The organism is Dyella sp. 333MFSha, assembly GCF_900102405.1.
Taxonomy (GTDB): domain Bacteria; phylum Pseudomonadota; class Gammaproteobacteria; order Xanthomonadales; family Rhodanobacteraceae; genus Luteibacter; species Luteibacter mycovicinus.
In genome coordinates this window covers 1,077,135-1,103,228 of sequence record NZ_FNBR01000001.1, presented here as the reverse complement: position 1 = coordinate 1,103,228, position 26,094 = coordinate 1,077,135, and the positions used below count along the sequence as shown (strand labels likewise).

Annotated in this window: 26 protein-coding genes; 7 read left to right on the top strand and 19 right to left on the bottom strand. The window is 65.2% G+C overall.

The features are described 5' to 3' along the window. Nucleotides 1-82: 82 nt before the first annotated feature. Complete coding sequence (locus BLT40_RS05020) at nt 83-1,468, top strand: aminotransferase-like domain-containing protein (RefSeq protein WP_255363944.1); 1,386 nt, start codon at nt 83-85, stop codon at nt 1,466-1,468. 38 nt (nt 1,469-1,506) lie between these two features. Here the strand turns inward: BLT40_RS05020 and zwf are convergent, their stop codons facing one another. After that, the gene (gene zwf / locus BLT40_RS05015; RefSeq protein ID WP_079519879.1) at nt 1,507-2,994 is read right to left on the bottom strand and encodes a glucose-6-phosphate dehydrogenase; all 1,488 of its coding nucleotides are present in this window, start codon (nt 2,992-2,994) and stop codon (nt 1,507-1,509) included. 193 nt (nt 2,995-3,187) lie between these two features. Between zwf and BLT40_RS05010 the strand changes: the two genes are divergently transcribed. Continuing rightward, nucleotides 3,188-3,934, top strand: coding sequence for a glucose 1-dehydrogenase (locus BLT40_RS05010; protein WP_079519881.1), 747 nt, complete (start codon nt 3,188-3,190; stop codon nt 3,932-3,934). Here BLT40_RS05010 and yjjX read toward each other — a convergent pair. From yjjX to BLT40_RS04990, 4 genes are all read right to left on the bottom strand, one after another. After that, nucleotides 3,931-4,500, bottom strand: coding sequence for an inosine/xanthosine triphosphatase (gene yjjX, locus BLT40_RS05005; RefSeq protein WP_036117558.1), 570 nt, complete (start codon nt 4,498-4,500; stop codon nt 3,931-3,933). The genes BLT40_RS05010 and yjjX overlap by 4 nt on opposite strands. A gap of 53 nt (nt 4,501-4,553) precedes the next feature. Further along, nucleotides 4,554-6,464 (bottom strand): methyl-accepting chemotaxis protein, encoded by a 1,911-nt coding sequence (locus BLT40_RS20720; RefSeq protein WP_143025834.1) that lies wholly within the window; start codon nt 6,462-6,464, stop codon nt 4,554-4,556. A 78-nt stretch (nt 6,465-6,542) separates the two neighbouring features. Beyond that, on the bottom strand, nt 6,543-8,183 hold the full coding sequence (gene pgm / locus BLT40_RS04995) for a phosphoglucomutase (alpha-D-glucose-1,6-bisphosphate-dependent) (protein WP_090351894.1): 1,641 nt from the start codon (nt 8,181-8,183) through the stop codon (nt 6,543-6,545). Nucleotides 8,184-8,287: 104 nt separating this feature from the next. Beyond that, nucleotides 8,288-8,980: a response regulator gene (locus tag BLT40_RS04990; protein WP_052191257.1), complete on the bottom strand. Its 693-nt coding sequence runs from the start codon at nt 8,978-8,980 to the stop codon at nt 8,288-8,290. Nucleotides 8,981-9,118: 138 nt separating this feature from the next. Between BLT40_RS04990 and BLT40_RS04985 the strand changes: the two genes are divergently transcribed. Beyond that, a complete protein-coding gene (locus tag BLT40_RS04985; RefSeq protein ID WP_143025833.1) occupies nt 9,119-9,862 on the top strand; it encodes a hypothetical protein in 744 nt (247 codons plus the stop codon). Then, complete coding sequence (locus BLT40_RS04980) at nt 9,831-10,688, top strand: NAD-dependent protein deacetylase (protein WP_090351889.1); 858 nt, start codon at nt 9,831-9,833, stop codon at nt 10,686-10,688. Before BLT40_RS04985 ends, BLT40_RS04980 begins: the two co-directional genes overlap by 32 nt. Here BLT40_RS04980 and tadA read toward each other — a convergent pair. From tadA to BLT40_RS04955, 5 genes are all read right to left on the bottom strand, one after another. Beyond that, nucleotides 10,679-11,194 (bottom strand): tRNA adenosine(34) deaminase TadA, encoded by a 516-nt coding sequence (gene tadA / locus BLT40_RS04975; protein ID WP_255363943.1) that lies wholly within the window; start codon nt 11,192-11,194, stop codon nt 10,679-10,681. The two genes, BLT40_RS04980 and tadA, sit on opposite strands and share 10 nt — an antisense overlap. Before the next feature lie 44 nt (nt 11,195-11,238). Beyond that, nucleotides 11,239-11,793 carry a DNA-3-methyladenine glycosylase I gene (locus BLT40_RS04970; RefSeq protein ID WP_079519891.1) on the bottom strand — a complete coding sequence of 185 codons (555 nt, stop codon included), beginning with the start codon at nt 11,791-11,793 and terminating at the stop codon, nt 11,239-11,241. Nucleotides 11,794-11,852: 59 nt separating this feature from the next. Beyond that, on the bottom strand, nt 11,853-12,413 hold the full coding sequence (locus BLT40_RS04965; RefSeq protein WP_090351887.1) for a TetR/AcrR family transcriptional regulator: 561 nt from the start codon (nt 12,411-12,413) through the stop codon (nt 11,853-11,855). Between the two features lie 5 nt (nt 12,414-12,418). Next, a complete protein-coding gene (locus BLT40_RS04960) occupies nt 12,419-12,883 on the bottom strand; it encodes a nuclear transport factor 2 family protein (RefSeq protein ID WP_217699725.1) in 465 nt (154 codons plus the stop codon). A gap of 120 nt (nt 12,884-13,003) precedes the next feature. Next, the gene (locus BLT40_RS04955) at nt 13,004-14,167 is read right to left on the bottom strand and encodes an NADH:flavin oxidoreductase/NADH oxidase (RefSeq protein WP_090351884.1); all 1,164 of its coding nucleotides are present in this window, start codon (nt 14,165-14,167) and stop codon (nt 13,004-13,006) included. A 258-nt stretch (nt 14,168-14,425) separates the two neighbouring features. Here BLT40_RS04955 and BLT40_RS04950 point away from each other — a divergent pair, with 258 nt between their 5' ends. Then, a complete protein-coding gene (locus BLT40_RS04950; protein ID WP_036113034.1) occupies nt 14,426-15,340 on the top strand; it encodes a LysR family transcriptional regulator in 915 nt (304 codons plus the stop codon). Nucleotides 15,341-15,391: 51 nt separating this feature from the next. Here the strand turns inward: BLT40_RS04950 and BLT40_RS04945 are convergent, their stop codons facing one another. After that, nucleotides 15,392-16,282, bottom strand: a complete 891-nt coding sequence (locus BLT40_RS04945) for an AraC family transcriptional regulator (protein WP_043694105.1) — start codon at nt 16,280-16,282, stop codon at nt 15,392-15,394. Between the two features lie 99 nt (nt 16,283-16,381). Between BLT40_RS04945 and BLT40_RS04940 the strand changes: the two genes are divergently transcribed. Beyond that, nucleotides 16,382-17,125, top strand: coding sequence for an SDR family oxidoreductase (locus tag BLT40_RS04940; protein ID WP_090351881.1), 744 nt, complete (start codon nt 16,382-16,384; stop codon nt 17,123-17,125). A gap of 46 nt (nt 17,126-17,171) precedes the next feature. Here the strand turns inward: BLT40_RS04940 and BLT40_RS20530 are convergent, their stop codons facing one another. The 6 genes from BLT40_RS20530 to folD all read right to left on the bottom strand — a co-directional run bounded on the left by BLT40_RS20530 (nt 17,172) and on the right by folD (nt 22,806). Next, nucleotides 17,172-17,309, bottom strand: a complete 138-nt coding sequence (locus tag BLT40_RS20530; protein WP_255363942.1) for a hypothetical protein — start codon at nt 17,307-17,309, stop codon at nt 17,172-17,174. Then, a complete protein-coding gene (locus tag BLT40_RS20525; RefSeq protein WP_255363972.1) occupies nt 17,306-17,542 on the bottom strand; it encodes a nucleotidyl transferase AbiEii/AbiGii toxin family protein in 237 nt (78 codons plus the stop codon). Before BLT40_RS20525 ends, BLT40_RS20530 begins: the two co-directional genes overlap by 4 nt. Nucleotides 17,543-17,588: 46 nt before the next feature. After that, nucleotides 17,589-18,410, bottom strand: coding sequence for a type IV toxin-antitoxin system AbiEi family antitoxin domain-containing protein (locus tag BLT40_RS04930; protein WP_090351878.1), 822 nt, complete (start codon nt 18,408-18,410; stop codon nt 17,589-17,591). Nucleotides 18,411-18,709: 299 nt separating this feature from the next. Then, a complete protein-coding gene (gene guaA / locus BLT40_RS04925) occupies nt 18,710-20,266 on the bottom strand; it encodes a glutamine-hydrolyzing GMP synthase (RefSeq protein WP_079520334.1) in 1,557 nt (518 codons plus the stop codon). Between the two features lie 120 nt (nt 20,267-20,386). Continuing rightward, nucleotides 20,387-21,841 carry an IMP dehydrogenase gene (guaB, locus tag BLT40_RS04920; protein ID WP_036113016.1) on the bottom strand — a complete coding sequence of 485 codons (1,455 nt, stop codon included), beginning with the start codon at nt 21,839-21,841 and terminating at the stop codon, nt 20,387-20,389. A gap of 110 nt (nt 21,842-21,951) precedes the next feature. Then, nucleotides 21,952-22,806: a bifunctional methylenetetrahydrofolate dehydrogenase/methenyltetrahydrofolate cyclohydrolase FolD gene (gene folD, locus BLT40_RS04915; RefSeq protein WP_090351875.1), complete on the bottom strand. Its 855-nt coding sequence runs from the start codon at nt 22,804-22,806 to the stop codon at nt 21,952-21,954. Between the two features lie 65 nt (nt 22,807-22,871). Between folD and BLT40_RS04910 the strand changes: the two genes are divergently transcribed. Further along, entirely contained in the window at nt 22,872-23,438 is a 567-nt protein-coding gene (locus BLT40_RS04910; RefSeq protein ID WP_090351873.1) for a GNAT family N-acetyltransferase, read from the top strand. 53 nt (nt 23,439-23,491) lie between these two features. On the opposite strand, the gene moeB is transcribed toward BLT40_RS04910, so the two are convergent. Then, nucleotides 23,492-24,661, bottom strand: coding sequence for a molybdopterin-synthase adenylyltransferase MoeB (moeB, locus tag BLT40_RS04905; protein WP_090351870.1), 1,170 nt, complete (start codon nt 24,659-24,661; stop codon nt 23,492-23,494). Between the two features lie 26 nt (nt 24,662-24,687). Continuing rightward, a complete protein-coding gene (gene der / locus BLT40_RS04900; protein WP_036113005.1) occupies nt 24,688-26,085 on the bottom strand; it encodes a ribosome biogenesis GTPase Der in 1,398 nt (465 codons plus the stop codon). Between the last annotated feature and the right edge of the window lie 9 nt (nt 26,086-26,094).

Sequence of the window (26,094 nt, the reverse complement as noted above, 5' to 3'; positions counted from 1 at the left end):
CCGTGCGCGTTGGCGATGTATGACCCAGCGCGCCGATGAGGCGCATACTACCTGACCATTCCCTCCCTACATGGTTGGCAAGGTGACACGGACAACCTCCCTGCAGGGTATCGACTGGGCCGGCGTGCTGGACGAAAAGGGACCGCGCTACCTGCAGGTCGTCCGCTTCATGGAACGCGCGGTCGCCGAGGGAAGGCTTCGTCCCGGAGATCGACTACCGCCGCAACGCCTGCTCGCCCGTGCGCTCGGCATCGACCTCACCACCGTTACCCGCGCCTATGCCGAAGCTCGTGAGCGCCATCTGCTCCACGCGCGCGGCGCGCTGGGGACATTCGTCGCGGCGCCGCGGTTCGACACGACACAGGTCGTGGACCTGGGCATGAATCTGCCGCCCCCACCAGACGGAATCGATCTGGCGGACCTGCTGAAACGCGGTATCGATCAGGTTCTGACGCATGCGGACGCGCACCTGCTGATGAGCTACCACGCCGGTGGTGGCAGCGCCGCGGACCGCGCGGCCGGCGCGCTCTGGCTGAAGCCCATGCTCGGGAAGCTGGATGAAGGACGTATCGTCACCTGCCCCGGCGCGCAGACGGCGCTGGCCGGTCTGATCCTCGCCCTGACCGTTCCGGACGAGGCGATTCTGACCGACGCGCTGCTCTATCCCGGCATGATCACGGCGGCGGCAAAACTGGGGCGCCGCCTGATCGCCGTCGCCGGCGATGCGGACGGGATGCTTCCGGACGAGCTGGCAAACGCCGCGGCGCGCGAGAACGCGCGAGTGCTCTACCTGAATCCGACGCTATGCAATCCAACGGCCCGGACGGTGCCGGCGACGCGGCGGTTGCAGCTGGCCGACGTGGCCCGATTGCACGGCCTGCAGGTGATCGAGGACGACCCGTACTGGGCGCTCGCGGACGACCCTCCGCTGCCCCTCGCCCGACACATCCCGGAGCGCACTTACTACGTAGCGACCTTATCCAAGGCGCTGACACCGGGGCTGCGTACGGCTTACGTGGTGTCGCCCGACGCGGCGGCGCGTGGCGCGTTCCTGACCAGTCTGCGCGCCGTGAGCCTGATGCCTGCTCCGATGACGACCGCCCTGACCACGCAGTGGATTCACGACGGCACCGCGGCCGCCGTGCTGGAAGGCGTGCGGCGCGAGGCGCGTGAGAGGCAGCGCATGGCGGCCTTCGCGCTGAGCCGTGTCGACGTCGCCACTCAGGGTATTCACCTCTGGCTTCCCCTGCCCGCCCGCTGGACGGCCCGCTCGCTGACGACCGCGGCGCGGCTGGACGGCCTCGCCGTGACACCGGCTGAGGCGTTTTCCCTGGGCGCGCCGCCGGCCGAGGCGATTCGTGTGTCGCTGGGAGGAGTGAAGGAGCGCGTGCGACTGAAGCAAGGGCTCGATCGCCTCGCCACGCTGCTGGAGCGTGGCGAGACGAGTGAAGCCTCATTGGTCGTGTAAGCGCTCAACCTGGCGGGAACCGGCCTGCCGGCGACGACTCAGGCCGCGATATCTTCTACCCAGACATGCCCCGCCTGACGCAGCAGCGCCCGGGCCGAATCCGGTCCCCAGGTGCCCGCTTCGTAGGCATCCGGTCCCGTCTGGTCGTCATGCCAGGCTTCGAGAATGGGCGTCACCCACTGCCATGCGGCCTCGGTTTCGTCCTTACGCACGAACAAGGCCGGACTGCCCTTCACCGCATCCAGCATCAGCCCTTCATACGAATCGCGATAGACGATGCGCGAGGGCTCGTTCAACTTCGAGAACGCATCCACCTCGTCCAGCGCAAACCGGTTACCCGGCTGCTTCACGAACAGCGGCAAGGTCACGCTCTCGTTCGGCTGCACACGAATCACCAGACGGCTGCCCGGACGTGCCTCACCGAACAGGCCCGGCTCCGCCGCGCGGAACTGGATCACCACCTCGGTCAGCTTCTCCGGCATGCGCTTGCCCGATCGCAGGTAAAACGGCACGCCATGCCAGCGCGGCGTATCGATCTCCGCCTTGAGCGCGACGAAGGTTTCGGTGTTGCTGGGCGTTTCGCCGGGCAATTCCTCGCGATAGGCCGGCACCGGCTTGCCCGCGTTGGTGCCCTGCACGTACTGGCCGCGCGCCACATGGGCGCTGAGATTGTTCCGGTCCAGCGGTTTGAGGGATTTCAGGACGCGCACTTTCTCGTCGCGCAGCGCGTCGGCATCCAGCGATGACGGACGCTCCATCGCGACGACCGTCAATACCTGCAGGAGATGGTTCTGGATCATGTCGCGCAGCGCGCCGGAGCCGTCGTAGTAACCACCCCGGCCTTCCAGACCCACCGTCTCGGCCGCCGTGATCTGCACGTACTCGATCGACTCGTGGTCCCACATGCGCTCGAGCATGGGATTGGCGAAGCGCAGCGCGATGATGTTCTGCACCGCTTCCTTACCGAGGTAGTGATCGATGCGGAAGATGCTGTTTTCGGGGAAGTGGCGACCCACGCCCTCGTTGACCTTGCGCGCGGTATCCAGGTCGGTACCGATCGGCTTCTCGAGCACGATGCGCGACGTTTCGGTGCGCAGACCTTTTTCGTCGACGTTCTTCGCGATATCGCCATACAGGTCGGGCGAGGTGGCGAGATAGAAGACGCGGATGCGGTCATTCGTCGCGCCGTCGTCCAGCAGCGACTTGAGACCGTCCCAGTTACCGCTGGACTCGGCGCCATTGAGGCTCACATAGTGAACCAGCTCGAGGAACCGGTTCACCGTGTCGTCCGAGTATTCCTCGGCGCGGATGAATTCCTTCAGGGCTTTCTGCGCCCGTTCGCGGTACGACGTGTCGTCGAGCGGCGAGCGCGCGGTACCGACGATGCGCGAGTCCGACGGCACCTGGCCTTCGGCGAAGCGGCGATACAGCGCGGGCAACAGCTTGCGCATGGTCAGGTCGCCGGTGGCGCCGAAGATGACGTAGTCGAACGAGTCGACGGGTTCGAGTGCGGTCGAAGTGCTCATGGCTCGGGAGTTCCAGAAGGGTATGCCGTTCATCAATGCGGCATTGCATCATGGATTCAACCCCGGCGCACCTAAACAATCTTGCGTACGCCGCATAAGTGTTATGACGCGGCGCCTATGACACCCCTGCCCTGGCGACCCCATGGATAGCTCTTCGACGGCCAGATCGGCGGTCATTCAAGGAACCACTCCCATGAGCAAGCTGAAAGACAAAGTCGCGCTGGTCACCGGCGCATCCAAGGGTATCGGCGCCGCCATCGCCAGGTCGCTGGCCGCCGAAGGCGCGTCGGTCGTCGTCAACTACGCTTCGAGCAAGGCGGGCGCGGACGCGGTCGTGGCAGCCATCGAGGCGGCCGGTGGCAAGGCTGTCGCGGTAGGCGGTGACGTCTCGAAGCAGGCCGACGCGGAAGGGCTCGTTGCCGCCGCCATCGAGCACTTCGGCCGTCTGGACATCGTCGTCAACAACTCCGGTGTCTACGAGTTCGCATCGATCGAGGCCACCACCGAAGAACTGTATCGCCGCATCTTCGACATCAACGTGCTGGGCACCATTCTGGTGACGCAGGCCGCGTCGAAGCATCTGGGCGAGGGCGCGAGCGTGATCAACATCGGATCCGCGGTCACTCGCATCACACCGGTCGACAGCAGCGTCTACACGGGCACCAAGGGCGCCGTCGACGCGATTACCGGCGTGCTCTCGCGCGAGCTCGGCCCCCGCGGCATCCGCGTCAACTCGGTCAACCCGGGCATGGTCATCACCGAAGGCACGCACACGGCGGGCATCGCCGGCGGCGACTTCGAAACCTGGGCTGCCAGCCAGACCCCGCTCGGCCGCGTCGGCAAGCCGGAAGACATCGCGCCGATCGTGACCTTCCTCGCCTCGGACGACGCACGCTGGGTGACCGGCGAACTGATCCTCGGCTCGGGTGGCATGCGCTAAGCGTCTTCCGCCGCGACCAGCCCGTAGAGTTCCGGATGCAGGAACGGCGCCATCGCCAGCATGATGGTCTGCGTGTACGCGCTCTCGCGCGTCACGTGACCATTCGTGACCAGGCCGATGGCGCCACCCTGCTGCTTGATGTTGACGGTGCCGAACAGGCGATCCATGACGGGACCGAGCTCCTCGCCATCGACCAGCGCCTCGTAAACGGCCGGCGGCAGGGGCAGCCACGCGCTGCAGCCGACCGATACGTCATCGCCCCCGGCGATCGCGACATAGCCCATGGTGCCCGGACCATCCGCGGTGACGTCCACGCCGCCCTCCAGCGCCACGTAAAAGTCCGCCTCGGCGCCGTGTGCGCGGCAGTATTCCATCCGGTTGATCGCGCCTTCGCGAGTCTCGGCGGCGGTCATCGGTTGTTCCGGCACGCCCGACGGTGCGTGCATGCCTTCGCATTCGATCAGCCGTCCCGGAAAAAGCGGTGCGATAGCGTTGCGTACCGCGCCGATCTTGACGGGATTGAGGGAGCCGACGACGACCTTGAGCGTGCTTTGGGGTGACGACATGACGGGACCATGGGGGCGATGAAAGTCCCCCATGGTACCAAGCGCCCCTTATCTCAGAGCCTGAACCCGCCGACCACCGCTTCGAGCGTACGCGTCTGGTCTTCCATCGCCTTGGCCGCGGCAGCCGCTTCCTCGACCAGCGCCGCGTTCTGCTGGGTCATGTCGTCCAGCTGGGTGACCACACCGCTGACCTGGTCGATGCCCTGGCTCTGCTCGGTGCTGGCCGCCATGATCTCCTCCATGAAAGTAGCGACGTGGGCAACGCTGCCGGTGAGTTCACCGATGCGCTGGCCGGCGACGCGGACCAGCTGCGAACCGCGTTCGACGTCGTCGACCGACTCGGCGATCAGCGCCTTGATGTCCTTCGCCGCCTTGGCGGAACTCTGCGCGAGACTGCGGACTTCGCTTGCCACAACCGCGAACCCGCGACCCTGCTCGCCCGCCCGGGCCGCTTCCACCGCCGCGTTGAGCGCCAGCAGGTTGGTCTGGAAGGCGATACCGTCGATCACACCCACGATGTCGGCGATGCGTGCGGACGACTGGCTGATCGCGTCCATCGTCACGACCACTTCGTTCACCGTGCCGCCGCCATCGCGTGCTGCGTTGGCTGCCTCACGCGCCAGCGTATTGGCCTGACGGGCGTTATCGGCGTTCTGGCGCACGGTCGCCGTCAGTTCTTCCATGGACGCAGCCGTCTCTTCCAGCGAGCTGGCCTGCTCCTCGGTACGCTGCGAAAGATCCATGTTGCCGCTCGCGATCTGCGTGGCCGCCGACGAGATGGCCGACGAACTGTCGCGCACCTGACGCATCATGCCCTGCAGACGGGCGATGAAGCCGTTGAAGCTCTCGACCACGCCGTTGTATTCGCTGCCGCTGCCGTTCGCCAGGCGACGGGTCAGATCGGCGTCGCCGGAGTTGAGGTCGTCGATGTTGGCCTTGAGGGTCGCGAGCTGCTTCATCAGCGCACGGATGCCCAGCACCAGCGCCACGATGAGCAGAAGTGCCAGAGGCACCTGCACCGCGGCGAGCTTGGTCAGGATGCGAGTGCTGTTCTCGGTAAGCAGCCGGGTCGGGAGACTCGTGGCCAGCACCCACGGAGTGCCGGCGATCGGCTTCAGGAACAGCGTGTGCGATTCGCCATCCGCGTCGTAATCGAGCTCGACCTGACCGCCCTTGGCCACCTTCGGCAGGGCGTCCTTCACCTGCGCGATCATCGCCGAGCCAGCGGCCAGATCGGGGATCTTCTTCAGGACGATATCGTCCTTGATGTAGGTGCTGTTGCTGACCACCGTGCCGTTCGGCTCGACGATCAGGATCTGACCATGGACCTTCTTCTCCATGTCGGCGACCAGGCGGTTGAAGAAGCCCAGCGTGACGTCGATGGTGGAGACGCCGAACACGTCATCGCCCTTGTAGATCGCCATGGCGCAATTGGTGCGCGGCTGTGCGCTGGCATCGTCCTTATAGGCATCGGCCCAGAGACAATGACCACGCGGAGCGCTGAGGCCATTCTTGTACCAGCTCTGCTCCCAGTACTTGAGCGCGTCAGGCTGATTCCAGTGCGTGTTGACCACGAGCTTGTTGCTGGCATCCCGGGCGAAGAAGGTACTGTCGCGCTCCTTGCTCGCCTCGCGCTTGAACGGCAGCGGCCAGATGCCACCACCGAACACGTCGGGATCGCCGTACTGGTCGACCAGACCCGGCTGGAGACGGTCGATGGACGCGCTGTCCATGAGCGCCACCGTCTGCGTGATGCTGCGCTGCTGCGCTTCGACCTGCTTGAGCTTGTTGGTGATGACGGTGCCGATCTCGTCGACATTGCGGCCGACGAGTTGCGCCTCGGTCGCGCGCAGGTCGGGGCTGACGAACAGCCGGACGACGATCAGAGTGAGGATCACCAGTACGATAAAAGAGCCCAGCACGGCTACGGTATAGCGGGCCTGGGTCGACTTGAGAAAATTCACGCGAGTGCCGTTAGTAAGGGGACCCTTACCTATCGGCTTGACGAGGGCTTAACTTTAGCCCTCATCAACACCTTAGTTTCAGCTGAGAGCCTTGTCTACCATGGCCTGCGCCTCAGCCAGCACCTGCTGGAGGTGATCGTTGCCGCGAAAACTTTCGCCGTAGACCTTATAGATGTCCTCGGTGCCCGACGGACGGGCCGCGAACCATGCCTCCGCGGAAATCACCTTGATCCCGCCGATCGGCTGGCCGCCCGCCTGATTGACCACCTCGACGATCGGATCGCCGGCGAGCGTCCTGGATTCGACCTGGTCCGGGGCGAGCTTCGACAGCTTCGCCTTCTGCGCGTGGGAGGCCGGCGCGTCGATGCGCGAATTGGCCGGATCACCCAGTTCGCCGGTGATACCCCGGTAGATCTCGCCGGGATCCTTGCCCAGCCGTGCGGTCATCTCGCCGGCAAGCAACGCGGCGACGATGCCGTCCTTATCGGTCGACCAGGCCCCGCCGTCCTTCGACAGGAACGACGCGCCAGCGCTTTCCTCGCAGCCGAAGCCGAGACTGCCGTCGTAGAGTCCGGACACGAAGTACTTGAACCCGACCGGCACTTCGCGTAGCGGGCGGCCCAGATGCGCGGCGATGCGGTCGAGCAGACCCGTGCTCACCGCCGTCTTGCCGACGGCCGCGTCCGCGCGCCAGCCGGGTCGATTCTGGAAGAGATACCAGGCGGCGGCCGCCAGATAGTGATTGGCCGGCAGCAGCCCGGTGCTGGGCGCGACCACGCCGTGGCGATCGTGGTCCGTGTCGCAAGCGAAGGCCACGTCGAACTTGTCCTTCAGGCCGATCAGACGCTGCATCGCATAGGCGGACGATGGATCCATGCGGACACGGCCATCCCAGTCGAGCGACATGAAGGAGAAGGTCTTGTCGACGGTCTCACTGACCACGGTCAGGTCGAGCTTGTACCGCTCACCGATGGCGCGCCAGTAATGGACGCCGGCGCCACCCAGGGGGTCCACGCCCATCCGGACGCCCTTGTTCCGGATGATGTCCAGATCGAGCGCGTTGCCCAGATCGGCCACGTAGCGTTCCAGGAAGTCGTATTCCTGCGTCGTCGACGCCTTCAGCGCCTGTGCGTACGGCTGCCGCTTCACGTCACGCAGGCCGCCCTCGATCAGCGCATTGGCGCGCGCCGCGATCCAGGATGTCGCATCGGTATCGGCGGGCCCACCGTGCGGCGGGTTGTACTTGATCCCGCCGCTCTCGGGCGGGTTGTGCGACGGCGTGATGACGATGCCGTCGGCACGGCCGCTCTCGCGCCCATGGTTGAACACCAGGATCGCGTGCGAGACCGCGGGTGTGGGGGTGTATTCCCCACCGGCCGAGATGTACGTCGGCACACCGTTCGCGGCGAGCACTTCGATCGTGCTTTCAAACGCCGGGGCGGACAGCGCGTGGGTATCGATGCCCACGAACACGGGCCCGTCCACGCCCTCCTTACGACGATACTCACAGATCGCCTGGACCACGGCCTGCACGTGCCATTCGTTGAACGAACGATCGAACGAGGAGCCCCGGTGGCCGGACGTACCGAAGACGACGCGCTGCTCGGGCACCGACGGATCGGGTCGCAGGTCGTGATACGCGGCAAGCAGGGCGGCGACGTCGACCGGAGTGGTTTCCGTAGCGGGCTTTCCCGCCAGCGGGCTGATCTTGGCACTCACCGATAGCTCTCCTTGGGCGGTGCCGTCAGGGCACCGGACCGGGGCATTGTAGGCATGCCGCCTGAATGGCGTTGTCAAACCGGTGTGCACTTTTGAGATTTTTTCTATGTCCGGCGTGGCCGCCTGCGACTATCTTGTTTGCCATCGCTCTCATCGGCCGGCGGTAACCGCAGCCGGTCGATGTATTCGAAGATCTCCGCGTCCGTGTCCAGACGCAGCTTGCGCATGGCATTCGTCTTCTGCTGGCTCACGGTCGAGAGGCCGCGGCCCGTGGCGCGGGCGATGTCGGTCACGCTGTTACCCGCGGCGAACAACCGCAGGATCTCCAGCTCCCTCGGCGACAGGTCCGCCAGGGTGCCCTTGCCCACCGGCTCGCCCTGCGGCGTAACGATCATCTCGCGAACGGAGGCACCCAGGTACACATGGTTGGACACGATCTGCGCCAATGCCTCGGGAATTTCCCGGGTGTCGCCCGACTTCCCGATCAGTCCGCGGACGCCCGTACCGAGAATCTCGCGATACAGCGCGGGATTGGCCAGCGTGGTGATCACCATGATCGGCAATGCCGGATAGAGCTTCCGCACTTCCGTAAGCAGCGCGAGCCCGTCCCGTCCGGGCTCCGGCATGCTGAAATCGGTAATCAGCGCATCGCAAGGCTGCGCGGCGAGCGCGGCCAGCAGTTCATCGGGCGATTGCGCCTCGCCGACCACGTCGGCAAGGCCGTCCTTGGTCAGGGCCAGGCTGATGCCCTTGAGAACGACGGGATGATCATCCGCAAGAATGACGCGGTGAACCATGAGTAATCCTTTCTCCGTAGCCAGTCCGTGCGGCGGGGCGCAGAGTTGAGCACATCGCCGCCGGCATCGCCACTACGAATGCGCCTGCGCGCGCGAGTTCACGCATGGCGCGAACGCATCGCCCGGGCCTGCGTCCGCATGGGTGCGAGCGCTGACCTGCCCGACCTGCTGACGCGCGTAAGCCACTACTACACGGGCCTCGCCCGGCAGCGCGGCGGCACGCTTCAGCTCGAGCTGGACGCCGCCCTGGCGCCCGATCTCGTGGGTCCTTACGCAGCGCTCGGTGACGTCCTTTGCCTGCTGCTCGACCGCGCCTTCGCCGTCACCGTCCATGCACATGTCGCGCTGCAGGTCGATGTCGTCGGCGATGTGCCGGACGGCCAGCTGGTCCACATCACGGTGGCCGATCCCGGCGAGACGCTCGACGACTGTCCAGGCCTGGACACTGCCGCCCGGCTGATCGCCTCGCTCGATGGCGTCCTGCACAGGGAGTGCGCGCCGGATCGGGGTACACGGGTCATCATCGAGGTCACGCTGACCTTGCCACGCCATCCTCCGCGCATCGACATCGAGACCCTGCGGACCACGCTCGGAGGCACCCATGCGCTGCGCGAAGTGATCTCGGCACTGGATCGCTCACTCAGCCGCGATCTTTCCGAACTCGACGTCCTGCTCGCCCAGCCCGGCATCGCCGATCTGCAGGCCTGGCTGCACCGGGTCTCCGGTGCGCTTGGTATGGCCGAGGCCACCGACCTCGCGCGCATGGGACTCACGCTGGAGCGCCGCCTGGCGGAAGAACGGGATGCCAGCGTCGACGCGGCGATCCGGCGCTTCGGGGAAGACGCCGCGCATGCGCTTCAGGTGCTGCGCAAACACAGCTGAGCGATCGGCTATAGTGCCCGGCACTGTGAGTACCCTGCACACCTTCATCGACACCCATCCGCGCCTCTTCGTGCTGACTGGCGCAGGCATCAGTACCGATTCCGGTATTCCCGACTACCGCGATGGTCAGGGCGCGTGGAAACGCAGCCCGCCGATGACCCTGCAGATGTTCATGAGCGGTCCGCCGGCCCGGGCACGCTACTGGGCGCGTGGCATGATCGGCTGGCGCCATTTCTCATCGGTGAGCCCCAACCTCGCGCATCGGGCACTGGCACGGATGGAGCACGAGGGGCGCATCGAACTCCTGCTGACCCAGAACGTCGACGGGCTGCACGAAGCGGCCGGCAGCCTCAATGTGGTCGACCTTCATGGACGCCTCGACCGCGTGCGCTGCATGCAATGCGGCGATATCACGACGCGCGCCGCCATGCAGGCCAGGCTCGAGGAAGCGAACCCCGCGTGGCTCGCGCTGCAGGCCACGGTGGCGCCCGATGGCGACGCCGACCTCGACGAGGTGGACTTCAGCGCATTCGTCATCCCGACCTGCACGGTCTGCGGCGGGATCCTGAAACCCGATGTCGTCTTCTTCGGTGAAAATGTCCCCCGCGCCCGTGTCGACACGGCCTGGGCACATCTGGCCCGGGCCGACGCCATGCTGGTGGTCGGCTCGTCGCTGATGGTCTACTCCGGCTACCGCTTCGTTCTCGAAGCCTCGCGCAAAGGTCTCCCCATCGCCTCGGTCAACCTCGGCGTCACCCGCGCGGACGCACTGATAGATGTGAAGATCGAGCAGTCGGTCACGGACGCGCTCGCGCCCTACGCCTGACCTTCAACCCGTGGCGCCTGGCGCCTGGCGCGGAAGAACTCACGCAGCATCGTGCTCGCCACGTCAGCCCCAAGGCCGCCCTCGACCGTCACCCGGTGGTTGTGCAACGGCGAAACCAGCGTATCGAAGACGCTCCCGGCTGCGCCGGTCTTGGGATCGGTCGCGCCGAACACCACGCGCCCAACCCGTGCGTGGATCATGGCCATCGCGCACATGGTGCAAGGCTCGAGCGTCACATACAGCGTGGAGCCTGGAAACCGGTAGTTGGCGACAGCCTGGCCTCCGGCCCGCAGCGCCTGGATTTCCGCATGTGCGGTGGGGTCGTTGAGGGTGATGTTGCGATTCCAGCCTTCGCCGATCGCGACGCCACCCTGCACGAGCACGGCACCGACGGGCACCTCGCCCTCCGCATCGCGCGCGTGTTCCGCCAGCTGAAGCGCACGGGCCATCCACGCGCGATCGGCGTCGGTAAAGCGGTCGTCGCTGGAAACCGGAGGTGCGGACAAGAGCGGTCTTCCGTCAGGCAGGCCGGGGATTCTACGTCGTTTCGTCAGCGACGGAAGCAGCCGAGGGCGTGGTCGTCGACGATACCCACGGCCTGCATCCAGGCATAGGTGATGGTCGGACCGACGAACTTGAAGCCGCGCTTCCTGAGGTCTTTCGAGATGGTGACCGACAAAGGCGTCTGCGTAGGCGCCGTGCGGCCGTCGCCACGAATCACCTTGCCGTCGGTAAACGACCAGCAGTAGCTGTCGAAGTCTTCGCCGCGGGCGTGCATGTCTCCATAAATGCGCGCCCCGTTGATGGTCGCCTCGATCTTGGCGCGCGAACGGATGATGCCGGCATCGTCCAGCAGGCGCACGATGTCCTTCTCACCGAAGCGGGCAACCTTGACCGGATCGAACCCCTTGAACGCTTTTCGGAAGTTTTCGCGTTTGCGCAGGATGGTGATCCACGAGAGCCCAGCCTGAAAACCTTCCAGCATCAGCTGCTCCCAGAGCATGCGCGAATCGTGCAGAGGCTCGCCCCACTCCGTGTCGTGGTACTCGGTGTAGAGCGGGTCGGATCCGGCCCAGGCACAGCGTGTGGGTTCTTTGGTGGGCATGAGAGGCGATCCGTCTTTGCCGGAGATCAGGACGTAGGGGCGGCAACAGTTCGTACATCTTAGCGCCCGGCACTTGTCCGACAAGCCATCCGGGCCACGGCACGCCTGAAAATGCCGGGCTGGCCCAGCGACCGCGACAGAACGATCGCCCCCTGAATGCCGGCGACCGCATCTTCCGCCACCTCGCGCGCCATGACCCGGGGCTGTCCCAGCCGACCAAGGCATTCGCTCAGAGCATCGATCCAACGGACAAAATAGTTCTTCACCGCCATCGCGAAGCGGTCGCGTGTCTCATCCAGGGCGAATGCGCCGACGAGACAGACACGTCGTCCTGAATCGAAATAGGTATCCACGGCTTTCCACATCCCTTCGATCGCCACACCGGGCTCGGCGTCACGCAACGGCTTGAAGATGTGTTCATCGAACCAGGCATCGATATCCGCCAGAACGGCCGCCGCCATCTCTTCCTTCCCACCGGGAAAAAAGTGATAGAGGCTTCCTTTGCCCAGCCCGGTACGCTCGGTGATACGGCTCATCGTCGCCCCGTCGTAGCCGAGTTCCCGAAACGCCTCGGCCAGCAGCGGGATGATCTCCGCACGCTCGTAGACCTCGCGAGCCATCGCGCTCAAAGTCCCAGATCGGAGAGTCCCGGATGATCGTCCGGACGACGCCCCTGTGGCCAGCGGAACTTGCGATCGGACTCGGCGACAGGCAGATCGTTGATGCAGGCGTAGCGGCGCTCCATCTCGCCCTCCGCGCTGAACTCCCAGTTCTCGTTGCCGTATGAGCGGTACCACTGACCGCTGTCGTCGCGCCATTCATAGGCGAAACGGACGGCGATGCGGTTGCCGTCGAAGGCCCAGAGCTCCTTGATCAGACGGTAGTCGTGCTCCTTCTCCCATTTACGGGTGAGGAAGGCGACGATCGCCTCGCGGCCATTGACGAACTCGGCGCGGTTACGCCATTGGCTGTCGCGGGTGTACGCCAGCGCGACCTTCGCCGGGTTGCGGCTGTTCCAGCCGTCTTCGGCCATGCGGACCTTCTGAACGGCGGTAGCGTGCGTGAAGGGAGGCAACGGAGCGGCCACGATCGGATTCCTGTGTCGATGGAGGTCGCAGTGTACCGATTGGTACAGAGATTCGCCTGAACGAAAATGCCGCAGGGGTCGACCCTGCGGCACGTCGGACCGGCGCTGCTTGCCAGCGATAACTCAGCGGTAAGCGCCACCCTCATCCCGCCGCCACGCGGCCTGCGGTTCGACCAGCCCTTCGACGTCGAAGAGGTGGCGATGCCGCGATGGCTGCGAACGCAGGTACTGCTTGGGCGGATGGACCGTGCCGCCCAGTTCGGCGGCGGCATGCCAGGGCCAGCGCGGGTCGTAGAGAATCGTTCGCGCCAGGGCGATCAGGTCGGCCTCGCCCGTGGCCACGATGGCTTCCGCCTGCTCGGGGCTGGTGATCAGACCGACAGCCACGACCGGCATGTCGACCGCTTCCTTCACGCCGCGCGCGAACGGCACCTGATAGCTCGGTCCAACGGGGATCTTCTGGTGTTCGTCGAGGCCGCCGGTGGAAACGTGGATGGCATCGCAGCCACGCGCCTCCAGCGCCTTGGCGAAGGCGATGGTCTGCTCGAGGTCCCAACCGCCGTCCACCCAGTCGGTCGCGGAAACACGCATGGTCACGGGGCGATCGACGGGGAACGCGGCGCGCACGGCGTCGAAGACTTCCAGCGGGAAACGCATGCGGTTCTCAAGCGAACCGCCGTATTCGTCACTGCGCTGGTTCGACAGCGGCGAGAGGAACTGGTGCAACAGGTAGCCATGGGCCCCGTGCAGCTGCACGAACGCCAGGCCCAGGCGCGCCGCACGCACGGCGGCCGCGGCGAACGCGTCGCGCACCCTCGCGAGGCCGGCCTTGTCGAGCTCGGTCGGAGCTACATCGCCCGCGTGGAAGGGAATCGGCGAAGCACCTACCGTCTGCCATCCGTGTACGTCATCCGGCGCCAGCTGATGACCACCGGCCCAGGATGTCTCGGTGGACGCCTTACGTCCGGCGTGGCCGAGCTGGATACCGATCGGCATATCGGACCAGTGGCGCACACTCTCCAGCACCTTGCCCATGGCCGCCTCGGTGGCGTCGTCGTACAGGCCGACGTCGCCCCACGTGATGCGACCTTCCGGCTCGACGGCCGTCGCCTCGATGGTCAGTAGACCCGCACCGGACAGGGCCAGCTGCCCCAGGTGAATCTGGTGCCAGTCGGTCATGCGGCCATCGTTGTCGGCCGAGTACTGGCACATGGGAGCGATCACGATCCGGTTGGCCAGTTCGAGGTTACGTACGCGGAAGGGTTTGAAAAGCGCGGGCTGCGCCATGGGGTGGCTCCGGAAAAGGGTCGGGATGGCTTCCGACATGGTGATGGGAAAGGGAATCGGCAAGCACGCGAACGAATGAGACGTCATTCGGGACATTCGGTCGCTGATTTCATCAATATAGTTCGATCGGCACGCCACATGGCTTGCAAGATCGTGAGCTGCCGTGATCAGGACGTAATATGAAAGCTGGACGTCCGGGCGACAAGACGCGCCGCGGACCGACACCCGTTCCTTGAATTCACGAATAGAGGTTTCTTCATGGATAACCGCGCCGGTGAAATGGAAGCGTTCATGCGCGTCGTGCAGGCCGGCAGTTTCGCTGGCGCCGCCCGCGCCGCCGGCCTGTCACCGTCCGCGATCAGCAAGCTGGTCGCACGCCTCGAAGCGCGTCTGGGCACCCGCCTGATCGTACGCACCACCCGCACGCTGCAGCTCACGCCTGAAGGCGAGGTCTATCACGCGCGCGCCCTGCGCGTCCTGGCCGATATCGACGAGGCGGAGCGCCTGGTCGCCCATGGCGCCCGGTCGACGCCCTCGGGGCGGCTCAGAGTCAGTGCCTCGGTGTCGTTCGGCGTGCGCAAGGTGGTTCCGCTGGTGCCCGACTTTCTCGCCCTGTACCCGCGCGTCGAACTGGACCTGTCGCTCAGCGACAGCATCGTGGACCTGGTGGACGATCGTGCCGACGTCGCCATCCGCGTCGGCACCCTGCCCGACTCCGGCCTCAAAGCCCGCAAGATCGGCGAGGCCGGGTTCGTCGTCTTCGCTTCGCCGGCCTATCTGAAAAGCCATGGCGTACCCACCACGCCGGACGACCTGGCCTCACACAACTGCCTGGCCTTCAACCTCGGTCCGGCGTTTACCTCGTGGCCCTTCCTGGACCCCGCGACGGGACAGGTACGTCAGGTGCCCATCGGCGGCAATTTTCGCGCGAACAACGGGGAGACGATGCGGCGCATGGCGATGGAAGGCGTGGGCATCGCCCGCCTGTCGAGTTACCACGTCGAGCGCGACATCGCCGAAGGACGACTGATATCGATCCTCGACGCGTTCGCTACGGGCGAACGCCAGGCCACGCACGCCGTATTCGTGGGACATCCGCACCTGGCATCGCGCATCCGGGCCTTCGTGGATTTCCTGGTCGAGCGGGTTCCGATGGGCGAACAGGCCGCCTGAGCGATCGCAGCGGATACATCACCGGGCATCGCATATCGTCCCGACGCGCTTCTACGCGTCTCTGAATTGCGTCGGCGGCATGCCCACATGACGCGCGAAGGCAACGCTGAACGCGCTCGCCGAGCTATAGCCGACGCGCCCGGCGACGGTAGCCACACCCATGTCTTTTCCGCGCAGCAGCCGCCTGGCCAGAGCCATACGCCACGACAGCAGGTATTCCATGGGAGCCACACCCACGGCGCGGCTGAAGCGCTCGAAAAACACCGAGCGAGACAGCGCCGCGATCTTCGCAAGTTCCACGACGGTCCAGGGCTTCTCCGGACTTGCGTGCATCTGCCGGAGCGCGAGGGCCAGTCGTGCATCGGTCAGTCCCCGTACCAGCCCGGGCGACGCCGCCGTACCGGTCGATCGCAGTGCCTCGATGAAAAGCAGTTCCAGCAAATGAGCGAGTACGACATCACGCGCCGGCCGTTGCGCGCGCGATTCATCGCGCAGGAGTTCGACCAGCGTAGCGAGGCGACGCTCGCCACGCACCAGCACGATCCGGGGAAGCAGCGAGACGAGCAGATCGGCGTCCGGCGAGCCGAACGCACAGTGACCGATCAGGTATTCCACATCCGCCGGCGCGTCGATGGTTCCGAGACGGAACCGGCCATCGGGCATGGCCGCGGGCAAGCTATCCGGCGCGTCGTCCGGCACTTCCACCAGGCCCGACATGGTGAAGTCGAAGGCTTCGGGAATCAGGATGAAGTCGCCTGCCTCGAGCGTGATCGGCGCCTCTCCGTTCGTCTGCATCCGGCTGGACCCATCGAGGATGACGCAATAAAACGGCTGCCCCGCTTCTTTCCGGCGAACGCGCCAGGGCCCCGCCGCGCTGACTGCCTTCGAAAACGTCGGCTTCGGCTGTAGCAAGGTGACGACATCGGCGAGCGGATCGACCACGACCGGACTCCTGCAAACGATAATGGGACGAATGATTGTAGCAAGTCCGGACGCGGCGCCGTATCGTGACTCTTCTGCACACCCCAACCAGGAGATCCCATGAAAACCGTCCTTATCACCGGCTGCTCGTCCGGCTTCGGCCTCGAGATCGCCCGCTACTTCCTCGACCGCGACTGGCATGTCGTCGCCACCATGCGCACGCCACGCGAAGACGTCCTGCCCCGCTCCGACCGCCTGCGGGTGATCGCACTCGACGTTACCGATCCGGCCAGCATCCGCCGGGCCGTGGCGGACGCCGGCCCGATCGACGTTCTGGTCAACAATGCGGGGATCGGCATGCTCAACGCGCTGGAGGGCACGCCAATGGACGTTGCCCGCGACGTCTTCGAGACCAATACGCTCGGCACCATCGCCGTGACGCAGGCTTTCGTTCCGCAGATGCGCGAGCGCAAGGACGGCGTGATCGTCAATGTGACCTCGACCGTGACGCTCCGCCCCCTGCATCTGCTGTCCGTCTATACGGCGAGCAAGGCCGCGGTGAATGCCTTCTCCGATTCGCTGGCGCTCGAACTGGAGCAGTTCAACGTACGTGTTCGTGTCGTGCTGCCGGGCCGCGCGCCTGACACGCGGTTCGGCGAGAACGCCCAGCCACGCATGGCGGCGGGTTTCCCCGAGCCGTACGCGGAACTGGCGAAGAACGTATTTGCCAGCTGGCAGGGCGATCATCCGATCACGCGGTCGGTGCAGGTCGCCGAGGCGGTATGGCTTGCGGCGAACGATGCGGGAAGTCCGTCACATATTCCTGCTGGCGATGATGCGGTGGCGCTGGCTGCAACTCACTGATCCGAGGTTCGCGATCGCTCCACCGCCTTTTGTAACACCCGCTGCGTCAGCGCGTCTTGATGCACGCCAGCACGTCCGCCAACTGCCCACGATCCGCAGCGCGTTTGGCGGCCGTGCGCTGTGCCAGGTTGTGCAGCTTGCGCCGCACGCCGGGCAGATCGGTCGCATGGGCAAGGCCGATCAACCCGAAATCCGGCTGCTCATCCTCGAGCGATTGCAGAAAGGCGCACGATGGCTCGCATCGGCCAAGCGCACGAGCGCTTCATCGATCAGCTTCGCATCTTCGGCATAGTCGTGCACCGGCAGCCAGGCCAGGTCGATGTCTACGGACAGACGCGGCAGGTCATGCTCGAACAGGTTGATTGCGGTGCCGCCCTTGAGCGCGAAGCGCGGCTCCTGGGCCAGCACCGGCAGGATCTACACCAGCAACCGCACACGGTCGGTATAGCGTCGATCCCATCGATCAAGCCAGGTGCTCATCGAGGTCTCCCGGCAAGGTGATCTGGTAGGTCGGATGCAGGCGTCCGCCGGTCACCAACGCGCGCTTACCCCGGCCCAGATCGACGCCATCCATTGACACGTGGGCCAGCCAGGCATGCCGATGATGATCGGCCAGCGCCAGGAACAGCCGCTTGGCCTTGATGCTTCCGCAGTGGCGCAGCAGCAGAGCGACGCGCTGTGGTCGCAGTGTGGTCATGGCCTGCATCAGCGCATCGGCCTCGTAGACCCCTGCCGCATCCGATACGCCATCGCACAACTCCAGCATGGCCCGCTCGGGCGTCGAGCAGACCAAGGCATCGACGCCAGGTGCAGCGGAGTGCAAGGCCAGACCCACCTTGGATAGCGCCGTCTCGGAGACTTCCGCAGTGAAGGACACGGCCGGCAGATCGAACGGCCCTTTGCCCTGGTACTCGAAGCGCTGCTCCATGGATAGTTTGCCGACCCAGCCCGGCGGAGGCGCTGGCCCATAAAGCGTGATCGTTCCGGCATCGCCCAAACGCAAGTAGTGCTCGTGCCCTTGCAAGGCCAGTGCGAAACGCCCGCCGACATGCAGTGGCATGCCCTCCCCGACCTGCAGGCTGCGGACCACACCATCCCATTGCAGCCGCCCGCCCGCGCGCATGTAAACGCCACGCGCCGGCGACACCAGCCAGCCGCTGCCGACATAGCGCGCGACCAGGCTGTTGGAGTAGTCATGCGCGCGCAGCCAGCGGCTGGACACAAGGCGGGTATCGCCCAGTTCGCCCACCAAATGGTTCAATTTTCCTGAATTTTGAGCACCCATAGTGCTCAAAATACCATTTTTATAAACTTACGCCAAGGACTATAAGTTTGAAAATTCAGGAAAAAGATTATCCTGAGTGATCTTTTCTGGACAAATGAAAACCGCGCGTTGCCAACCAGAAGCGATCCTGGTCAAGGTCATCGTGCGCCCCTCCCTCACAAAGCCGGGCTGAGCACCGGAACCGACACGTCCTCCCGCAGCCGGTGGTATCCACCGAAGAGAACGCAACTTAGATTTTCAAGATCAATACGTTACATCACTTTCATCAATGCCTGGCGATCCCCCCGAAAGACGCTCCGTCATTCCCACTCAATCGTAGCCGGCGGCTTCCCCGAAATGTCATAAACGACGCGAGAAATACCACGCAACTCATTGATAATCCTCGTCGAGCACTTATCAAGAAAGTCATACGGCAGGTGCGCCCAATGCGCCGTCATGAAGTCGATCGTCTCCACGGCACGCAGCGCGATCACCCACTCGTAAGCCCGGCCGTCACCGACCACGCCCACCGAGCGCACGGGCAGAAACACTGCAAACGCCTGGCTCACCCGGTCATACAGACCATGGCTGCGCAGCTCCTCGATGAAGATCGCATCGGCCCGCTGCAGCAGGTCGACGTATTCCGCCTTGACCTCGCCGAGCACGCGCACGCCCAGACCCGGGCCCGGGAACGGATGGCGATAGACCATCTCGCGCGGCAGGCCGAGCTCGACGCCGATGCGGCGGACTTCGTCCTTGAACAGCTCGCGCAACGGCTCGACCAGCTTGAGCTTCATGTGCTCCGGCAGGCCGCCGACGTTGTGATGGCTCTTGATGACGTGGGCCTTGCCCGTCTTGCTGCCGGCGGATTCGATGACGTCGGGATAGATCGTGCCCTGGGCCAGCCACTTCACGCCTTCAAGCTTGGCCGACTCTTCGTCGAAGATCTCGATGAACAGGCGGCCGATGACCTTGCGCTTGGCTTCCGGGTCTTCCACGCCAGCCAGCGCGTCGAAATAACGCTGCTTCGCATCCACGCGGATGACATGCACGCCCATGTGTTCGGCCATGGTGGTCATGACCTGGTCGCCTTCCTGGAAACGCAGCAGACCCGTATCGACGAAGACGCACGTCAGCTGGTTGCCGATGGCCTTCTCGAGCAGCGCGGCCACGACGGACGAATCCACACCGCCGCTGAGACCCAGGAGCACGCGATCGCTGCCGACCTGCTCGCGCACGCGGGCGACGGCGTCTTCGATGATGTGTGCGGCGTCCCACAGCGTGGCCGAGCCACAGAGGTCGACGACGAAACGGCGGAGGAGCTCCATGCCGCGCTTGGTGTGGGTCACTTCCGGGTGGAACTGGACGCCGTAGAAGCGGCGCGTGTCGTCGGCCATGGCGGCGAGCGGCAGGCTGGACGTCGACGCGGTAACCCTGAAACCTTCCGGGATCGCGGTGACGCGGTCGCCGTGCGACATCCATACACCCAGCGCCTCACCGTCCTCGACCACCGTGTCGAACAGCGCGCAGCTGCCGAAGGTGATGGTGGCCGGACCGAACTCGCGATCGTGGCCGGCTTCGACCTTGCCGCCGAGCTGTTCGGCCATGGTCTGCATGCCGTAGCAGATGCCCAGCACCGGCACGCCGAGGTCGAAGACCTGCTGGGGCGCGCGCGGCGAGTTGTCCTCGGTCACCGATTCCGGGCCGCCCGACAGGATGACGCCCTTCGGGTTGAAGCCGGCGATCTCGTCCGGTGCGTGATCCCAGCCCCACACCTCGCAATAGACACCGATCTCGCGGATGCGGCGGGCGATCAGCTGCGTGTACTGCGAACCGAAGTCGAGGATGAGGATCTTGTCGCTGTGGATATCGGTCATCGTGGCGGCCTGGCGGTATGAAATTTCTGGCGGCCCCGCGCGCTGCGCGTTGGCCTGAAAAAGCAGAACGCCCACTTGCGGCGGGCGTCCTGGGTCACCGGGGTCGAGCGCGTGAGCGCATCAGTCCCGGCGGTAGTTCGGCGCTTCCTTCGTGATCTGGATGTCGTGCGGATGCGCTTCGAGCACACCGGCGCCGGTCACCTTCACGAACTGGGCCTTCTCGTGGATCTCTTCGATCGAGGCGGCGCCCATGTAACCCATGGAGGCACGCAGCCCGCCCATCATCTGGTGAATGATGTTGCGCAGGGGACCGCGATACGGCACGCGACCTTCGATGCCTTCCGGCACGAGCTTGTCGGCGTCGGCTTCGTCCTGGAAGTAACGGTCCTTGGAGCCCAGCTGCATGGCGCCGATGGAGCCCATGCCGCGGTAGCTCTTGTAGGAGCGACCCTGGAACAGCTCGACCTCACCCGGGGCTTCTTCGGTACCGGCAAACATCGAGCCGAGCATGACCGAGGACGCGCCGGCGGCCAGTGCCTTGGGGATGTCGCCCGAGTAACGGATGCCGCCGTCGGCGATGAGCGGGATCTCGCCCTTCAGCGCGGTGGCGACCATGTCGATCGAGGTGATCTGCGGCACGCCGATACCGGTGACGATACGGGTGGTGCAGATGGACCCGGGACCCACGCCGACCTTGACCGCGTCGACACCGGCGTCGAGCAGCGCACGCGCAGCCTCACCGGTGACGATGTTGCCGGCGATGACCTGGACCTGCGGGTAATGCTTCTTGACCCAGCCCGCGCGGTCGATGACCGCCTGCGAGTGACCGTGCGCCGTGTCGACCACGACCACGTCCACGCCGGCGTCGACCAGGAGCTCGATGCGACGCTCGGTGTCGCCACCCACACCCACGGCGGCGCCCACGACCAGGCGCTCATGCGAGTCCTTGGCGGCGTTGGGATTGTCGCGGGCTTTCTGGATGTCCTTGACCGTGATCAGACCGCGCAGCTGGAAGCTGTCGTTGACGACCAGGACCTTTTCGATGCGGTTGCGGTGCAGCAGTTCGAGGACTTCGTCGTGCGAGGCACCTTCCTTCACCGTGACCAGGCGATCTTCGCGGGTCATGATGTTGCGCACCGGGTCGTCGTGCTTGCGCTCGAAACGCAGGTCGCGGCTTGTGACGATGCCGACCAGCTTCTCGCCGTCGACCACCGGCACGCCGGAGATGTTGTGCGCGCGGGTCAGGGCCATGACGTCGCCGATCGAGGTGTCCGGGCGGACGGTGATCGGGCTGCGGATGACGCCGGCTTCGAACTTCTTGACCAGGCGTACTTCAGCGGCCTGGAGCTCGGCGGTCATGTTCTTGTGGATGATGCCGATGCCGCCGTTCTGGGCCATCGTGATGGCGAGGCGGGCTTCGGTCACGGTGTCCATGGCGGCGGACACGATGGGTATATTCAGGCGCAGGCCGCGCGTGAACCGCGTTGAGGTATCCACATCACGGGGCATAACCGTGGAGTGGCCGGGAACCAGGAACACGTCATCGTAAGTGAGTGCCTCGGCAAGGATGCGCATAGCATTAGTCCCGCGAGTAAATCGCGGCATTATAGCGTGCGTTGCAGCAAAACGACAGCGCGACGAGTGCGCTCCAGCAGGAGCCGGCCATGCCGGCGATCCCCTGCCTCTCAACCGTCGAGAGCCTCCGCCGCCTCCAGCGTGTTCTCCATCAACGTCGCCACCGTCATCGGTCCCACCCCACCCGGCACCGGCGTGATCCATGACGCACGCTCGGCCGCGGGGGCGAATTCCACGTCGCCCACCAGACGCCCGTCCTCCAGGCGATTGATACCTACGTCGATGACCACGGCGCCCGGCTTGATCCATTCACCCCTGACCAGCCCCGGCTTACCCGCGGCCACGACGAGGATGTCCGCCTGCGCCACGAAGCCTTCGAGATTCTGGGTGAACTTGTGGCAACAAGTGACTGTACTTCCTGCAATAAGGAGCTCAAGCGCAAGCGGCCGACCGACGTGGTTAGAGACGCCGACGATGACCGCGTGCTCGCCGCGTACCGGGCGATCGGTATGACCCAGCAGCGTCATCACACCCTTGGGCGTGCACGGACGCAGACCGAAACGGCGCAGCGCGAGGCGACCGACATTGACCGCCTGGAAGCCATCGACATCTTTCATCGGATCGATCCGGTCGACCAGCGCTTCTTCATCGATATGCGCGGGCAGCGGCGACTGTACGAGGATGCCGTGAACCGCCGGATCCGCATTGAGCTTGTCGATCAGCGCAAATAGTTCTTCCTGCGACGTTTCGGCCGGAAGGTCGTAGCCGAACGACTTGAAGCCCACCTGCTGACAGGCTTTGCGCTTGTTCCTGACGTAGACCGCAGAGGCAGGGTCTTCGCCGACCAGAACCACGGCGAGTCCGGGGGCGCGATGCCCCTCGGTAATGCGCTTGGCGACACGGCGCCCGATATGCTCGAGCAGTTCCTGGGCGATGCGCTTGCCGTCGAGAATACGTGCGGTCATGGGATATCGCCCTGTGGAAACCGGACATTATCCCCTGAGCTTACGACGCTTGCATACTCTCCGGCATGGCCATCGAAACCCTTCCCTACCCAAACGCGCTGACCGATGGGCAGGTCACGCTTCGTCCCCACCGTACCGGCGACATGGAAGCCCTCGCCGAAGCCGTACGCGAGTCTGTCGCAACCGTCGGCCGCTGGCAGGACTGGTGCCATGCGGGATACACGCCCATGGATGCGGCGGCATGGATCGCAACCTGCCAGAAGGCCTGGCTCATGGGCGAAGGCCATGAGTTCCTCGTTTTCGATGCAGCGACGGATGCACTGCTCGGCGGCATGGGCGTGAACCACCTCAACCGCGAGCACCGTTTCGCCAACCTCGGTTACTGGGTGCGTGAGTCGGCTCAGGGCCAGGGCGTCGCGACACGGGCGGGCAAGCTCGCGGTCCAGTTCGCATTCGAGGCCGTGCGGGTCTCGCGGCTGGAAATCGTCGCGGCCCACGACAACGTGCCGAGCCGGAAGACAGCTGAACGCATCGGAGGCATGTTGGAAGGAATACTTCGTAAACGATTGATATTACGCAGTACACCTGTCGACGCTGCGATGTATTCCATCGTGTCGGGGGATCGATTCTGAGCGGATCTTCCGACTTCCCGAAAAGATGAGGTCAGCAGCCGGTCCGGACCGCCTCATCCGGCGATCGCGCACATCCGCTCGAGGTCCACATAGCCGTCGAAGGACGCCCCGGCACCGCAACCCGGGCACTGCGGATCGCGCCTCAGCTTCAGCTCGCGGAAACGCATGCCGAGGGCGTCGTACGTCAGCAATCGTCCGACGAGCGTTTCGCCGATGCCAAGGACCAGCTTCATCGCTTCGGTCGCCTGCACCATACCCACCAGTCCGGGGAGCACCCCCAGCACACCGGCCTCGCTGCAGTTGGGTGCATCGGCGGCCGCCGGCGGCTCCGGGAACAGGCAGCGATAGCAGGGAGAATCGTCGCGTCGCGGATCGAACACACTCGCCTGGCCGGTGAAGCGCTCGATCGCGGCATAGACCATCGGCAGCCCCAGGCGCCGCGTTGCCGCGGCCAACAGGTAGCGCGTGGCGAAATTGTCCGCACCATCGATCACCACGTCGTGCCCACCGATCATCGCTTCGACGTTGTCCGCGCGAAGGCGCTCGACCACGACACGGACATGAATGCGCGGGTTGAGCGCAAGCAGCGTCATCCGGGCCGACTCCGCCTTGCTCATGCCCACGCGCGCGTCCGCATGGACGACCTGGCGATGCAGATTGGATCGCTCGACGCGATCGTCGTCGATCAGCGTGAGGTGCCCGACGCCGGCGGCGGCGAGGTAAAGCAACGCCGGAGACCCCAGGCCGCCCGCCCCAATCACGACCGCGCGAGCAGCGGCAAGCCTGGACTGCCCAGCCTCACCGACCTGCGGTAGCAACACCTGTCGGGCGTAGCGCTCAGCGGCGTCGCTATCGAGCGCACCCGCAAGCACCGGCAAGCCCGCGACCTTCCACGCCGCCATGCCGCCCGCGACCGACGACACCCGGGCATAGCCCATGCGCTGCAAGGCCTCGGCGGCGAGCAACGAGCGCTGGCCGCTACCACAGAGCACGAGGATCTCGCGCTGCCGGTCCGGCTCGATCTGCTCGATGCGAAGTTCAAGAAATCCACGTGAGAGCCCGCTCGCACCAGCCGGCGAGCCCTCGCTGCGCTCGTTGTCCTCACGGACATCGATCAGCAATGCCCCGTCCATCTGGCGGGACAAGGCATCGGTCGCGGCGATCTCGGGCACCCGCTGGCGCAACTCGGCCAGCCAGCGATCCCTACCCAGGTCTTCGGTCATGCGAGGCACCTCTGCGAGGGCGACGCTTACTTCTCGCGTCGCTTCGCGTTGCGGATCATTTCCCGGCGGCGGCGCTGCTGGCCTTCCGTCAGGACGTTCTTCTTGCCGGCGAACGGGTTCTCACCATCGCGGAAATCGATACGGATGGGCGTGCCTTCCAGCTTGTAACGCTTGCGGAAGAACCCTTCCAGGTAACGACGGTACGCCGGCGCGATGTGCTTGGTCCGGCTGCCGTGGATCACGATCGTCGGCGGATTGAATCCGCCCGGATGGGCGTAACGCAGCTTGGGTGCATGCCCGCGGACCAACGGCGGCTGATAGGCCTCGTAAGCCTGCTCGAGCGTCCGGGTCAGTTCGCTGGACGTCAGCACCTTCGTCGCTGCCCCGTGAGCGCGAATGACCGCCTTCATGAGTTCGCGCAGGCCGGAGCCGTGCAGCGCGGAAATGAAGACCGTCTTCGCCCACTCGGCGAACTGCAGGCGGCGCTCGAGCGCTTTCTGCGTCTGCTCGCGGGCATAGGAGTCCATGCCGTCCCACTTGTTCACCGCGATGACCAGCGCCCGGCCTTCTTCGATGGCGTGGCCGATGAGGGTCAGGTCCTGGTCGGCGAGATTTTCCCGGGCATCGATCAGAACGACCGTCACCTGCGACGCAGCAATAGACTGCAACGTCTTGATAACGCTGAATTTCTCTACCGCTTCCTCGACGCGCGCGCGGCGACGGACGCCCGCGGTATCGATCAGCGTGTAGCGCTTGCCGTCACGCTCCAGCGATACCCGGATCGGATCGCGCGTGGTGCCGGCGAGGTCCGAAACGATGAGACGATCCTCGCCCAGCAGACGATTGATCAACGTGGACTTGCCGGCATTGGGACGACCGACGATCGCCACGCGGATGCCCTGATCTTCGAGCGCGGGGTCGTTATCCCTGTCGTCCGGCAGGTAACCGATGGCTTTGGCCACCAGCACGTCGACGCCGCGGTTGTGCGCGGCGGACATGGGCAGCGTTTCAGCGATGCCGAACGAAGCGAATTCGCCCAGCGCCACGATTTCGTCGACACCGTCGGTCTTGTTGACGACGACGATGACCGGCTTGCCGCTGCGGCGGAGCTCGGTGAGGATGCCGGCATCCAGCGGGAGGACGCCATCACGGGCATCCACCACGAAGACGAGCAGGTTGGCCTCGCTGATCGCGAGACGAACCTGCTGCGCGGTGAGGCCTTCAATGCCTTCATCACTACCGGACAAGCCGCCGGTATCCACGACAACGAACGGTCGGGGACCGAGACGACAGACACCGTAGTGTCTGTCACGAGTGACGCCGGGCATATCGGCGACAAGAGCGTCCCTGCTACGCGTCAGCGCATTGAAGAGGGTCGACTTACCGACATTGGGACGGCCGACCAGAGCGACGACGGGCAACATGGGAGTTAC

Excerpts from the sequence above, each read along its gene's own strand:
- zwf (WP_079519879.1), bottom strand. The coding sequence starts at position 2,994 with ATGAGCACTTCGACCGCACTCGAACCCGTCGACTCGTTCGACTACGTC.
- BLT40_RS05010 (WP_079519881.1), top strand. The coding sequence starts at position 3,188 with ATGAGCAAGCTGAAAGACAAAGTCGCGCTGGTCACCGGCGCATCCAAG.
- yjjX (WP_036117558.1), bottom strand. The coding sequence starts at position 4,500 with ATGTCGTCACCCCAAAGCACGCTCAAGGTCGTCGTCGGCTCCCTCAAT.
- BLT40_RS04990 (WP_052191257.1), bottom strand. The coding sequence starts at position 8,980 with ATGGTTCACCGCGTCATTCTTGCGGATGATCATCCCGTCGTTCTCAAG.
- BLT40_RS04985 (WP_143025833.1), top strand. The coding sequence starts at position 9,119 with ATGGGTGCGAGCGCTGACCTGCCCGACCTGCTGACGCGCGTAAGCCAC.
- BLT40_RS04980 (WP_090351889.1), top strand. The coding sequence starts at position 9,831 with ATGCGCTTCAGGTGCTGCGCAAACACAGCTGAGCGATCGGCTATAGTG.
- BLT40_RS04970 (WP_079519891.1), bottom strand. The coding sequence starts at position 11,793 with ATGCCCACCAAAGAACCCACACGCTGTGCCTGGGCCGGATCCGACCCG.
- BLT40_RS04965 (WP_090351887.1), bottom strand. The coding sequence starts at position 12,413 with ATGGCTCGCGAGGTCTACGAGCGTGCGGAGATCATCCCGCTGCTGGCC.
- BLT40_RS04955 (WP_090351884.1), bottom strand. The coding sequence starts at position 14,167 with ATGGCGCAGCCCGCGCTTTTCAAACCCTTCCGCGTACGTAACCTCGAA.
- BLT40_RS04950 (WP_036113034.1), top strand. The coding sequence starts at position 14,426 with ATGGATAACCGCGCCGGTGAAATGGAAGCGTTCATGCGCGTCGTGCAG.
- BLT40_RS04940 (WP_090351881.1), top strand. The coding sequence starts at position 16,382 with ATGAAAACCGTCCTTATCACCGGCTGCTCGTCCGGCTTCGGCCTCGAG.
- BLT40_RS04930 (WP_090351878.1), bottom strand. The coding sequence starts at position 18,410 with ATGGGTGCTCAAAATTCAGGAAAATTGAACCATTTGGTGGGCGAACTG.
- guaA (WP_079520334.1), bottom strand. The coding sequence starts at position 20,266 with ATGACCGATATCCACAGCGACAAGATCCTCATCCTCGACTTCGGTTCG.
- guaB (WP_036113016.1), bottom strand. The coding sequence starts at position 21,841 with ATGCGCATCCTTGCCGAGGCACTCACTTACGATGACGTGTTCCTGGTT.
- folD (WP_090351875.1), bottom strand. The coding sequence starts at position 22,806 with ATGACCGCACGTATTCTCGACGGCAAGCGCATCGCCCAGGAACTGCTC.
- BLT40_RS04910 (WP_090351873.1), top strand. The coding sequence starts at position 22,872 with ATGGCCATCGAAACCCTTCCCTACCCAAACGCGCTGACCGATGGGCAG.
- moeB (WP_090351870.1), bottom strand. The coding sequence starts at position 24,661 with ATGACCGAAGACCTGGGTAGGGATCGCTGGCTGGCCGAGTTGCGCCAG.
- der (WP_036113005.1), bottom strand. The coding sequence starts at position 26,085 with ATGTTGCCCGTCGTCGCTCTGGTCGGCCGTCCCAATGTCGGTAAGTCG.